General features: G+C 36.1%; 8 protein-coding genes and 2 tRNA genes. All 10 read left to right on the top strand.

Annotation, left to right across the window (positions count from 1 at the left end; genetic code table 11):
* Positions 1-342: 342 nt before the first annotated feature.
* Positions 343-669 carry a preprotein translocase subunit SecG gene (gene secG / locus ERCIPSPA2889_RS02565; protein ID WP_157989281.1) on the top strand — a complete coding sequence of 109 codons (327 nt, stop codon included), beginning with the start codon at positions 343-345 and terminating at the stop codon, positions 667-669.
* An 89-nt stretch (positions 670-758) separates the two neighbouring features.
* Positions 759-845: transfer RNA gene (locus ERCIPSPA2889_RS02560), tRNA-Leu, on the top strand.
* 47 nt (positions 846-892) lie between these two features.
* Positions 893-969, top strand: a tRNA-Met gene (locus ERCIPSPA2889_RS02555).
* A 691-nt stretch (positions 970-1,660) separates the two neighbouring features.
* Positions 1,661-3,169 (top strand): transcription termination factor NusA, encoded by a 1,509-nt coding sequence (nusA, locus tag ERCIPSPA2889_RS02550; RefSeq protein WP_157989280.1) that lies wholly within the window; start codon positions 1,661-1,663, stop codon positions 3,167-3,169.
* Positions 3,170-3,193: 24 nt separating this feature from the next.
* Positions 3,194-5,914: a translation initiation factor IF-2 gene (gene infB, locus ERCIPSPA2889_RS02545; RefSeq protein ID WP_157989279.1), complete on the top strand. Its 2,721-nt coding sequence runs from the start codon at positions 3,194-3,196 to the stop codon at positions 5,912-5,914.
* A gap of 126 nt (positions 5,915-6,040) precedes the next feature.
* Positions 6,041-6,457 (top strand): 30S ribosome-binding factor RbfA, encoded by a 417-nt coding sequence (gene rbfA, locus ERCIPSPA2889_RS02540; protein ID WP_157989278.1) that lies wholly within the window; start codon positions 6,041-6,043, stop codon positions 6,455-6,457.
* Positions 6,454-7,440: a tRNA pseudouridine(55) synthase TruB gene (gene truB / locus ERCIPSPA2889_RS02535; protein WP_157989277.1), complete on the top strand. Its 987-nt coding sequence runs from the start codon at positions 6,454-6,456 to the stop codon at positions 7,438-7,440. The genes rbfA and truB overlap by 4 nt, the downstream gene beginning before the upstream one ends.
* A gap of 265 nt (positions 7,441-7,705) precedes the next feature.
* Positions 7,706-7,975, top strand: a complete 270-nt coding sequence (rpsO, locus tag ERCIPSPA2889_RS02530) for a 30S ribosomal protein S15 (protein WP_157989276.1) — start codon at positions 7,706-7,708, stop codon at positions 7,973-7,975.
* 283 nt (positions 7,976-8,258) lie between these two features.
* On the top strand, positions 8,259-10,343 hold the full coding sequence (pnp, locus tag ERCIPSPA2889_RS02525) for a polyribonucleotide nucleotidyltransferase (RefSeq protein WP_157989275.1): 2,085 nt from the start codon (positions 8,259-8,261) through the stop codon (positions 10,341-10,343).
* 993 nt (positions 10,344-11,336) lie between these two features.
* Positions 11,337-13,199: a DEAD/DEAH family ATP-dependent RNA helicase gene (locus ERCIPSPA2889_RS02520; RefSeq protein ID WP_157989274.1), complete on the top strand. Its 1,863-nt coding sequence runs from the start codon at positions 11,337-11,339 to the stop codon at positions 13,197-13,199.
* Positions 13,200-13,237 lie beyond the last annotated feature (38 nt).

Below are 13,237 nucleotides of genomic sequence, written 5' to 3'. Positions count from 1 at the left end.
AATATATAAAATTCCATTATAAATTTATAGATCTTTAGGGGTGCCGGGTATTGGCATAAAGATTTTAGTGACAACAAGAGTAGACTTTTGGGGGCTTTATATTGAAATATTAGCTGATAATGTATTTATATATTATTATTGCAGATAATAGCGATTATTTTAATTTTATTGCATTTGATAATAATATATATTGATATTATTAGTAGAGTTTTGCTTCTGTTTTTTTAGCGTGAAATGTCTAAAAGTATTCAATATATTTTTAAGAGTTTGATAACAGAATAATAAAAATATATTTGAATTTATGTATAAATAATCTGAATATAAGATAAAAAAAGGCTTATTATGTACGAAGCTCTTTTAATAATTTATTTATTTATTGCTATTAGTTTAGTGAGCTTAATATTAATACAGAATAATAATGGGTATTCTATGTGGTCATCATTTGGAGCCGGCGCATCAAATACTCTATTTGGCTCTCATGGATCAGATAATTTTATTACTCGTAGAATCATTCCGATTCTAGCAATATTATTTTTTTTTCTTAGTTTGATTTTTGGAAATATTAACAGTCGAAAGACTCAAAATATAGATGAATTTATAGGTTTTTCTCAATCCAAAACCGCTGCATTAGCACCTTTAGCGATAAAAAAGAGTGTCGTGAAAAATTAAAGATCAGGATCGGTATTCTGTTTTTAATATATGTAGATGCAGTTTATTTTAAATATAAATTTTATTTAAGTGATATCAATCAATAAATTGCCGTGGTGGTGGAATTGGTAGACACGCTACCTTGAGGTGGTAGTGCTCGTATGAGCTTACGGGTTCAAGTCCCGTCCTCGGTACCAAGTGAAATTTTACTTGCTAATTTTCTTAGAAAATGTTTATAATAAACAGCGGGGTGGAGCAGTTTGGTAGCTCGTCGGGCTCATAACCCGAAGGTCGTCGGTTCAAATCCGACTCCCGCAACCATTTTTTTACATCAGTGCCTTGAAAGATAGAATCTGATATATATTGGATTTGAATATATCAGTCTTACTTATAATAAAGCCATTGGCGGCGCAGATATATTGTTAACGGGTTACAAATGTCTAGTTGTAATCAACCCCGAAAAATTTCGGGGTTTTTTTATTAAAAAGAAGAATAATTGGGCTAGGTGCCCTTTTTTTGTATCTATAAGCTTATGTTATATGAAAAATATAACTTTGCCTCGTAATATATCAATAGAAAAATAATATTATTTCCTAATTTTTCCGACAGATCTCAAGTATAGTAGTCAAAAATTCCAATATCTTCACGTATAGAATTAGACTGTTACAAAAAAATTAGCCTATTTTAAGCGTTATATTACTAGTAGGGGATATATATTCCTTTAAAGAAAGATGCAACTATTCTTATATATAATATGGTTGATTTTTTTGATAAATGGTCTATTTTTGAGATTTTTTAAAAGGTTGTGTATATTGTAAAAGATAAGATTGCGTATGAGTGTTATTTAGAAGAGGTTTATAATACCTCGAGATTGGAGAGATGTCATGCAGTTGCTACAAAAAATATGGTAACTGTTACTATATATACAGTAAAAGACAGTATGCGAGTTGAGTAATATCTAGAAAAGAACGTGGTTGTCCACCTTTTAAAGTCCAGATTGAGGCATACTAGGATGAACAAAGAAATCTTAGCTGTTGTAGAAGCTGTCTCTAATGAGAAGTCGCTTCCACGTGAGAAGATTTTCGAAGCGCTAGAGAGTGCGCTCGCAACAGCTACTAAAAAAAAATATGAAAAAGATATTGATGTACGCGTCAGTATCGATAGAAAAACTGGATCTTTTCAAACATTCCGTCGCTGGCTAATTGTCGAAAAAGTTATACAGCCTACCTGTGAAATTACACTAGAAGCGGCACGCTATGATGATTCGCTTCTTTCTATAGGTGAATTTATTGAAGAACAAATCGCATCTGTTACTTTTGATCGCATTACAACTCAGACTGCAAAACAGGTTATTGTTCAAAAAGTGCGTGAAGCTGAACGTGCAATGATTATTGATAAATTTCGGAAAAAAGAAGGTAAAATTATTACGAGCACGGTCAAAAAAGTTACTCGTGATCATATCTCACTAGAGGTTCGTTTAAACCATGGATCGAACACTGTTGCCGAAGCATTAGTGCTTCGTGAAGACATGTTACCTCGAGAAAATTTTCGCGTTGGCGACCGTATTCGTGGGGTTTTGTATGCCATTCGCCCTGAGGTTCGTGGTACTCAATTATTTATTAGTAGATCTCGACCTGAGATGCTTATTGAACTATTTCGTATTGAAGTACCAGAGATCGCTGAAGAAGTATTAGAAATTAAAGCTGCTGTTAGAGATCCTGGTTCGCGTGCTAAAATTGCTGTAAAAACTAATGATAGGCGTATTGATCCTGTGGGAGCTTGTGTAGGTATGCGTGGCGCACGTGTTCAAGCAGTGTCTAGTGAACTAGGTGGTGAGCGTATTGATATCATACTCTGGGATGATAATCCTGCACAGTTTGTGATTAATGCCATGGCGCCTGCAGATGTCTCTTCCATTGTTGTAGATGAAGATAGTCACACTATGGATATTGCTGTAGAATCTGGAAATTTAGCCCAAGCTATTGGTCGGAATGGGCAAAATGTACGTCTAGCTTCACAGCTTAGCGGATGGAGTCTTAACGTTATGAAAATGGAAGACTTACAAGCTAAACATCAAGCCGAAGAGCATGCTGCTATTGATGTTTTTACTAGGTATCTCAATATTGATACAACTTTTGCTACTGCTTTGGTGGAGGAAGGATTTTCTTCTTTAGAAGAATTAGCTTATGTACCAATTCATGAGATCCTAGCGGTTAATGGTTTAAATGCAGGTTGTGTAGAAGAGTTGCAAAGCCGAGCTAAAGACGTATTAACTACTCTTGCGCTTGCTAAAACAGAAGCTTGTGCGATAGCACAACCCTCTCAGGACTTACTTAATCTCACTGGTTTAGATCGGGAAACGGCCTTTAAGCTAGCAGAAAAAGGGGTATGTAGTTTGGAAGATCTTGCCGAACAGGGTGTAGATGATCTCTCAGATATTGATGGACTAACCGATACATTTCGCGCTGGTGAACTAATTATGGCTGCACGCAATATATGTTGGTTCGGCTCTGATGCGTAATCCACTGTAGCAGGAAGGGATAGTATGACAACAGATGTAACTATAAAATTATTAGCCGCAGAGATTCAAATGCCAATAGAACGTCTAGTGCAGAAGTTTTCTGATGCAGGGATAAAAAAGTCTGTACATGACTCTGTAAGTCAGCATGAAAAAGAGATGCTACTTGCTTATCTTAATCACAATGATGATGCTAGATCTGGTAAATTAACCTTACAGCGTAAGACGCGAAGTACTTTAAGTATTCTTGGAACCGGAGGCAAAAGCAAGTCGGTTCACATTGAAGTACGTAAAAAAAGAACATATACAAAGAGCGTTTTATCTTCTTTTGTACGAGAAGAATCCATAGTGCGCACTAAACAGGAAGATGCGCTAGCACAAGAAAAACGTGTCATAATAGAGTCAAGTAATAACAATCCTAAAATGAAAGCGCATTCTAAATTTCCAAATAGTGTACAACATTCACATAGTAGTGCATTCAAATCTGAAAAAGCTAATGTATCTAAATATCAAGTAATAGATGAATCACAAGGTAACAAAAAAGAGACTTCTGATGCATTACGTATTTTTCAGTCCGAGAAGGCCCGTCGTGAAGCGCAGTCTGCTGAATTGAAACGCAAGTCTGAAGAAGAAGTGCATCGTAAGATCGAACAAGCTGCTAAGCAAGTCGCGGCGGCGGCACGTCAAATGGCAGAAGAAAAAGGTGAAGAATGGACGTCAGTAACGAAAGATATTGAAGATGCCACAGATTATCATCTGACTACTTCAACACATGCGCGAGAAGCAGAGGATGAAAACGATGCTCAAGTGGAGGGTGATCGACGTAGTCGTGCTATTAGAACAAGCAAGGTTCATGTTCGAAAAAAGGGCAACAAGCACGCAGAGGCCAAAACTGATCGCGAAGAAGCGCGCGCCCAGATACGTGGTGGAAAGTTTGGCAAGCGTAAACCCAGCTTGTTACATCAGAGTTTTAATAAACCGGTTCAGTTTATTAATCGAGATGTGATTATTGGTGAAACTATTACCGTGGCAGAGTTAGCTAATAAGATGGCTGTTAAGAGCTCCCAAGTAATTAAAGCTATGATGAAATTAGGTGCTATGGCAACAATTAATCAAATCATTGATCAGGATACTGCACAGTTAGTGGCAGAGGACATGGGTCATAAAGTGACGTTACGTTGTGAAAATGCGCTAGAAGCTGCGCTTATGAGTGATCGAGATACTAATGTTATCCTTGAATCTAGGGCGCCAGTTGTAACTATCATGGGTCATGTAGATCATGGTAAGACTTCATTGTTAGATTATATTCGTTCTACTAAAGTAGCTCGAGGTGAAGCAGGTGGTATTACTCAGCATATCGGTGCATATCACGTAGAAACTGTCAATGGCATGATAACCTTTTTGGATACACCAGGTCATGCAGCTTTTACTGCCATGAGGGCACGTGGTGCAGAAATTACAGATATTGTAATTCTAGTGATAGCTGCAGATGACGGTGTTATGCCTCAAACTGTAGAAGCGATTCAGCATGCAAAAGCAGCAAGCGTACCTGTTTTAGTCGCAGTAAATAAATGTGATAAAGCGGACGCTGATCCAGAGCGCGTTAAAAAGGAATTAACACAGTATGGAATTATTCCAGAGGATTGGGGAGGTGATAATATTTTTATCAACGTTTCTGCTAAAATCGGTACTGGTATTGATGACCTTTTAAAAGCTATTTTGCTGCAAGCTGAGATTATGGAGCTTACTGCGGCACATCAAGGTATGGCAGGTGGGATAGTTATTGAGTCTTTTTTAGATAAAGGAAGAGGTCCAATAGCGACTATTCTGGTAAGAGAAGGTACACTTAAAAAAGGTGATATTGTATTATGTGGTTTGGAGTATGGACGTATTCGTGGCATGAGAGATGAAAATGGTTGCGAAGTGTTAACAGCAGGGCCATCGATTCCAGTTACAATTCTTGGTATGTCTGGTGTACCGGTTTCCGGTGATATAGCCACAGTAGTACGTGACGAAAAGAAAGCACGCGAAGTTTCGCTGTATCGACAGGGTAAATTCCGTGAAGTAAAATTAGCGCGACAACAAAAAGTGCAGCTGGAAAAAATGTTTGCTAACATCGAAGAAGGTAAGATATCTGAAATGAATATTGTATTAAAGGCTGATGTGCAAGGTTCAGTCGAAGCAATTTCAGAATCTTTAGTAAAATTATCCAGTAACGAAGTACAAGTAAAGATCATTGGCTCTGGTGTAGGCGGAATTACTGAAACTGATGCTACACTAGCAGCTGCATCTAGTGCTATTATAATAGGTTTTAATGTCCGAGCTGATGCCACAGCACGGAGAATAATTGATGAAGAGAATTTAGATCTGCGTTACTATTCTGTGATCTATAATCTTATTGATGAAGTAAAACTAGCTATGAGTGGTATGTTAAGTCCTGAGTATAAACAACAAATTATAGGTTTAGCAGAGGTGCGCAATGTATTTAAGTCTCCTCGATTTAGCGCTATTGCTGGTTGTATGGTCACTGAAGGAATTATTAAACGTCATAATCCTATCCGAGTTTTGCGCAATAATATAGTAATTTATGAAGGTGAATTAGAATCTTTACGTCGTTTTAAAGAAGATGTTAACGAAGTGCGTAATGGTATTGAATGTGGCATTGGTGTTAAAAACTATAATGATGTACATATCGGGGATATGATTGAAGTATTTGAAATTTTTGAAATTCAACGTACTCTTGGTTAATTACTAATCAAGTATAGATAGTATGTAAAATATTAGTATTTATCACAATATAAGATTAGTTTTTTATTAATGTAACGCACGAAAGGAATTGTGTATGACTAAGTACAGTACATGGAGATTTAAAAGATGGCAAAAGAATTTGGTCGACTGAAACGTATTGCTCAAGAAATAAAAAAAGAGATTGCAATCATTTTACAGTGTAAAATAAGAGATCCACGGTTAGATGGTATGATTACCGTATCTAGTGTCTCTGTGTCCCGTGATTTAGCATACGCAAAGGTATTTGTGACATTTCTTCAGGATAAAAATGAAGTAGAGATAGCATTTAATTTACAAATTTTATCTAGGGCTTCGGGTTATATACGTACTTTATTGAGTCAAACAATGAATATCAGAATGACGCCTAAGCTTAGTTTTTACCATGACAATTCTTTCTTGATAGGTATGCGTATTTCTAAATTAGTTTCTAATATTACTCCAAGTTATCAAGAAGGTGAGATTGCATTAAAACAATCATTGGCACTAGATTCAGTGCAGTTATGAAAAATATCTATGACCTTCGGCGCAATGTTCATGGAGTTTTACTTTTAGATAAACCTTACGGGGTTTCTTCCAATCAGGCGTTGCAACAAGTAAAGCGCATATATCATGCGAGGAAGGCGGGTCATACTGGGTCACTGGATCCGATAGCAACAGGTATGTTACCTATTTGCTTAGGTGAGTCCACTAAGTTCGCGCAGTATTTATTAAATTCAGATAAACATTATCGTGTCATTGCCAGACTTGGACAAAAAACTGATACATCAGACTCTAGTGGTATTTTATTGAGCGAGCGCCCAGTGATGTTTACTACTAAAGTGCTTAAGGAGGCTCTAGATAGTTTTCGTGGTGAAACACAGCAAACTCCTTCAATGTATTCAGCGATTAAATATAAGGGACGTAAATTATATGAATATGCCCGTTCAGGAGTGCATGTGCCATGTAAATCACGTAAGATTGTAGTAAATATGTTACAATGTATACGCTGTGAAGGAAACGAAATAGAGCTAGATCTTCGTGTATCAAAAGGAACATATATTCGAACTATTATCGATGATCTTGGTGAAAAGCTAGGTTGTGGTGCACATGTAAGTTATTTGCGTCGCTTACAAGTTTCTCATTATCTTATGACTCAGATGATTACAATGCAATCTCTTCAGAAAATTATTAATCATGCAAAAGATATCGGTCTCGCGTCACAGAACTTTCTTGATATTCTATTGATGCCCATGGATAGTCCGGTTTCTAATTATCCCTTGATTAATTTATCAAGTATCATGGCGCAACATTTAAAAAATGGTTGCTCAGTATCATTGTTGAATTCACCAGCCAATGGGTTAGTGCGTGTTACTGAAGGTCTAGAGTCTAATTTTCTTGGAATAGGAGAAATTATTAATAACAGTCTATTAGTACCACGTAGGCTTGTATCTAAATATTTTTTGGATAGCACATTTAAGATTAATAGAAAAGCAGAAGTGTTGCATTAAAAATGCACATTTTATAAAGGTTATCATTAAAGTTTATTTTTTTTATCTATGTAGTTTATTGTTATTTTTATCATTAGACTTGTTAGTTTTAGCTTAAAGAAAAATGGTTATCTTATGCTACAAATATTCTAAAAAAACTTGAATGCTTGCACATTTCTCTTTTATAAGACTACATACTATCAAATACTTTATCTAGAGGATGTATAGAGTATTGGAGTTATCAGTTAGAATTCTTGTATAGATTTTAGAAAATTGGAGTTATCTTATGTCTCTAAACACCAGAATAAAAGCACAAATTATCTCTGATTTTGGTCGTAATTCTTATGATAGTGGTGTGACAGAAGTGCAAGTTGCACTTCTTACTGCACAGATTAATCATTTACAAGGTCATTTTTCTCAGCATAAAAAAGATCATCATAGTCGGCGAGGATTGCTTCGTATGGTATCAAAGCGTCGTAAGTTACTAGATTATCTTAAACGTCAAAAGATTTCTCGTTATACTCGCTTGATTGATCTCTTGAACTTGAGACGCTAGTAAAAGGTCTTTTTTGATTATATGATTGATGTCTTTCATGCTTGCCTCAGAGGGATCATTGACTATTTTGTATGTGATAAAAGTTAGAGGTAGGTATTATTTTATATAATTCAGCGCAGTTTTTATTGAATACGTGATTGATGACAATGACAAGGAATTTCATAATCTAATGACTGTAGTCAGTTGCTAATGTGTTTATATCAACAAGTGACATGATGATCTATCTAAGTAGATCCAGTTATAGTAGTTACTATACTCAAGACTTAATATTAAGGAACTAATTTTGCTTATTCCGATTATACAAAAATTTCAATATGGCCAAAATATGATGTCCATTGAAACTGGAATGATGGCGCGTCAAGCTACTGCAGCTGTTATGATTAGCATGGACGATACTACGGTATTTGTCACTGTAGTTGGAGAAAAAACAGCAAAATCAGGTCAAAATTTCTTTCCTTTGACCGTGCACTATCAGGAGCGCGCTTATTCTGCTGGTCGCATACCCGGTAGTTTTTTTAGACGCGAGGGACGTCCAAGTGAAAATGAAATGTTAACCTCACGTTTGATCGATCGTCCAATGCGACCGTTATTTCCAGCAGGATTTTTTAACGAAGTGCAGGTGATTGCTACCGTAGTTTCTGTTAATCCTCAAGTCAATCCAGATATTGTTGCTATGATTGGTTCATCTGCTGCTTTAGCATTATCTGGTTTGCCATTTAATGGACCTGTTGGTGCTGCACGTGTTGGTTATATTAACAACCAGTACGTTTTAAACCCAACTAGTGATGAGTTAAAAAAAAGTACGCTAGATTTAGTAGTTTCTGGGACTCAAAGAGCAGTTTTGATGGTTGAATCTGAAGCTTCGTTATTAAATGAAGATCATGTTTTAGATGCTATAGTATTTGGGCATGAACAACAACAGATTGTGATTGAGAATATTAATTCTTTAGTTGCTTTAGCAGGTAAACCAAAATGGGACTGGCATCCAGAAATTCTCAGTGATAAACTGCGTATTTGGATAGATAATTTAGCTCAATCTCGTTTAAGTGAGGCTTACCATATTACTCAGAAGCAAGAGCGGTATGTACAGGTGAACCGCATTAAATCTGAAGTAAGCGCAGAAATATTATCAGAAAATCCAGAATTAGATCTTTATGGAATTAATGATTATTTGCACTCTTTAGAAAGAAAGATTGTACGTAATCGTATTTTGCGTGGTGAGCCACGTATTGATGGTCGTGAAAAAGACATGATTCGTGCTTTAGATATACGTACGGGTATATTGCCACGTACGCATGGATCAGCGTTATTTACTCGTGGTGAAACCCAAGCATTGGTTACCGCTACACTTGGTACTGCTCGTGATGCACAGAATCTTGATGAGTTAATGGGAGAGCGTAGTGATAATTTCCTGTTCCACTATAATTTTCCTCCATATTCTGTTGGTGAAATTGGCGCTGTGAGTTCACCTAAACGACGTGAAGTTGGTCATGGTCGTTTAGCTAAAAGAGGTATTTTGTCTGTGATGCCAAAAGGAGATTCTTTTCCATATACAGTACGTGTAGTCTCTGAGATCACTGAATCTAATGGTTCATCTTCTATGGCGTCCGTTTGTGGTGCATCTTTAGCATTAATGGATGCTGGTGTCCCTATTCAGTCTGCAGTGGCTGGTATCGCTATGGGTTTAGTAAAAGATGATATGAATTTTGTCGTTCTCTCTGATATTTTAGGTGATGAAGATTATTTAGGTGACATGGATTTCAAAGTAGCAGGTAGTAGAGAAGGTATCACTGCGCTTCAGATGGACATAAAAATTGAAGGGATCACGCGTGAAATCATGAAGGTCGCGCTTGCTCAGGCCAAGGGTGCACGTTTACATATTCTTAGCGTGATGGATCAGGCGCTTAGCAAACCTCGTGATAACCTATCCCAGTTTGCTCCTCGCATGCATACTATTCAGATTAGTATTGATAAAATCAAAGATTTAATTGGTAAAGGGGGTTCAGTAATTCGGGCGCTAACCGAAGAAACAGGAACTAGTATTGAAATTAAAGATGATGGTGCGATAAAAATTGCGGCTAATAATGATGATAAAGCGAAATATGCTATTCGTCGTATTGAAGAAATTACTGCAGAAATTATAGTAGGTCGTATTTATAATGGTAAGGTTACACGCATTGTGGATTTTGGTGCTTTTGTTGCAATTAGTGGTAGCAAAGAGGGTTTAGTACATATTTCTCAGATTGCTGATAAACGCATTGAAAAAGTTAATGACTATGTAAAAGTTGGTCAGGAGATTCCAGTAAAAGTATTAGAAGTTGATAGACAAGGTCGTGTTCGTCTAAGTATAAAAGACGCTATACAATAATAATTGTTATAGATTGTACTACAGTATTGTAAGTTATGTTATAAATAAAATTTATTGATTATGATAGTGTTATGCTAGTCGTTTACTTTATGATTATATCGATAACATATAATGTAGTATCTTTATTTGTTTTTTGGACAAATTATGGATATTTGCAGGATCTTTTTTCATAATATTAGATGATAATATTGATATAGAGGATGGGGAGGGCATAGAGCTCAGGGCCCCGAACGAAATTAGGGGCTTAATTGTACTCAGAGTGATCATATCTATATAGAGACAGTAAAAAATTGTACTGATATTGTATGTTGTATTAAGCTCAGATATTATATAGAGGGGCATATAATTGAATCACATTATGGTATTTTTAGAAAAAACAACAGAAGGTTTTTCTAGACATTTTTTGCATATCATTAATATATTCATTTATTTTGAGTAAGCAGAAAAACTTTCATCTTTTCTATAAGATTTGAAAGATAAGCACCAAAAAAAATATTATTATATATCAATGGAGACCGATTTCAAAATCTTTTATTATTATGAAGTTTATCTTGCTAATAATAGAATAGAAATCAATTTACATAAGAATAAAAAATTATATCTAGTATTCTAAATATCTCAATTATACCGCACTGTATTGAAATAAAATGCGTTACCTTAATTAAATAAATAGAAGGATTGTGAGGAAACAATATTTATCTTAAAAATCTAACTATGAGATTAATATTTTCTTAATTACGGACATAAATTGATTTAGTAGATCCTGTATTCGAGAGAAATAGGAGATATTTATCAGATCATGATAGGAAAGTAATCTTCTGTTATGTTATTCATGTCTTTAAATTTTGAATAACCAGTATTTTATAAATGAGGTTTGTAGTTTACCTAAATCATTAACTTAAGCCGGTTCACACTTTTTACTGAAAATAACCAATAATTTTCACGATAAGTTATGTAGACTGGCCGATGAAATCTAAGAGGCATACGTACTACATGACGAATATCTATACCACGTTTTCTTCCCTGGGTCTAAAAGATGACCTCTTAAAGTCTTTGAATAGTATGGGTTATATTAAGCCATCTCCCATTCAAGCTGAATGCATTCCTCATCTCTTATCCGGCAGAGATGTATTAGGCATGGCGCAGACTGGTAGTGGAAAAACTGCAGCATTCGCATTACCACTGATTCACAATATTAATGAAACTATGAAGGCGCCTCAAATATTAGTATTGACACCTACCCGTGAGTTAGCGATGCAAGTTTCTGAAGCTATAGCAGAATTTTCTAAACATATGAGAGGTATTCATACTGTAGCACTGTATGGGGGGCAGCGTTATGATATTCAGTTACGTGCTCTTCGCCAGGGTCCACAAGTTGTAGTGGGAACACCAGGTCGTTTACTGGACCATCTGAAACGCGGTACATTGAGTTTATCTCATTTACGTGGCTTGGTATTAGATGAGGCTGATGAAATGCTTCGCATGGGTTTTATTGAAGATGTAGAAACGATTATGTCCCAGATTCCAGATTCTCATCAGACTGCATTGTTTTCTGCTACGATGCCAGAGGCGATTCGTCGCATTACTAAGCGCTTCATGAAAGATCCACAAGAAATACGTATTCAATCGAGTATTACTACGAGACCAGATATTAATCAGAGTTATTGGACTGTCTATGGTCGAAAAACAGATGCGCTTACTCGTTTTTTAGAAGTAGAAGATTTTGATGCTGTGATTATTTTTGTACGTACTAAAAGTGCGACACTAGAGGTTTCTGAGGCGCTTGAGCGCAGTGGTTATAATAGTGCCGCACTAAATGGTGATATGAATCAAGCGCTACGTGAACAAACATTAGAACGCTTAAAGGATGGTCGATTAGATATTCTGATTGCAACTGATGTTGCTGCACGTGGTTTGGATGTTGAACGTATTAGCTTTGTGATTAACTATGATATCCCAATGGACGTAGAGTCCTATGTGCATCGTATTGGACGTACTGGTCGTGCAGGTCGTAGAGGTCGAGCTCTTCTTTTTGTAGAGTATCGAGAACGGCGTTTATTACGTAATATTGAGCGTAATATGAAGCTGCATATCCCTGAAGTTGAGCTTCCGAATACTCAAATTTTGTCGCAGCGTCGTTTAGCTAATTTTTCCAAAAAAGTAAAAAAACAATTAGATGGTGGTGATCTAGAAGAATATCGCGCTTTGTTATGTAAAATACAACCTATAGATGCAATAGATATTGAAATCCTAGCTGCAGCATTGTTAAAAATGGCACAAGGTGAACGTCCACTTATTGTTCCTATAGATCCACCGCAACAACGTATACGTCGGGAGTATCGAGACGTTAATAATAATCGACGAAATGATCGTTTAGAGCGTGGTTCTCGTACTTTAGAGCATACAAGTCGTTTCCGTAAAGAAAACAGTAATATACAATTATATCGTATTGACTTGGGTCGCGATAATGGCATAGAAGTGCGTCATATTGTTGGCGCCATAGTGAATGAAGGAAACATTAGTAGTCGTGATATTGGACATATTAAACTTTTTAGTACATATGCAACGATTGAACTACCAAAAGATATCTCACATACGATTTTACAGAATCTTGTCAAAACGCATATTCTCAATAAACCAATTAATATAAAATTAATCGGTGATATACAACCTCGTTATATAAATCGCAATCGGGATCGTTTCAGTGAGCGCAATGTTGGTACTGTTTCGTCGGGTATTGGATTAAGTGTGTCCTCTGATAGAGGAGGAAATCGTTATACTGCTGAGAGAAAACATGAACGTCGTTTTGGTAATTCTAATGATGGGAAGCATATATTGCGTCGTCGCGATGTATAAATGATTTACTAAAACTAACATACTCAGGCGATAATAAC

Source organism: Candidatus Erwinia haradaeae, from assembly GCF_900698985.1.
Taxonomy (GTDB): Bacteria; Pseudomonadota; Gammaproteobacteria; order Enterobacterales; family Enterobacteriaceae; genus Erwinia_E; species Erwinia_E haradaeae_B.
The sequence above is the reverse complement of the archived record's forward strand: the minus strand, read 5'-3'. Positions and strand labels throughout refer to the sequence as shown.